Consider the following 362-nt stretch of genomic DNA (forward strand, 5'->3'; position numbering starts at 1 on the left):
CTGGATCAATTGTGTTGACGGTTCTAAAAGTCATATCAAACGTAGCTAATGAAATATTGTTGGCGAGGGCTGTTTGTTTAAATTCTTTAATCCAGCGTTTAAAGTTGCTATCAGCGTGTGAAAATGATGTAAAAAACATCAAAAAAGCAGAAAGAAGAGCAACTGAACAAATGATAAAAGTTCTCACGTTTATTGATTCCGCTGAAGAAAAAAAGGCCTTAAATTCTGTTTTTTGCATTTTTAAATTCCCATTAATGTTCAAGTATTTTTATTGGGATAACTTCATTTTGTCCTTGGTTTAATTAATAATGTTATCAAGCGAATGAGAAAGGCTGAAACAGATGATTTGTTTTGAGGAGATG

Annotated in this window: 1 pseudogene; it reads right to left on the bottom strand. The window is 32.0% G+C overall.

The window, feature by feature from the left end:
* A pseudogene (locus tag ACFIK8_RS11640) lies at positions 1-238 on the bottom strand (lytic murein transglycosylase); the annotation flags it as partial.
* Positions 239-362 lie beyond the last annotated feature (124 nt).

This window comes from Bartonella sp. MR168JLCBS (assembly GCF_042194175.1).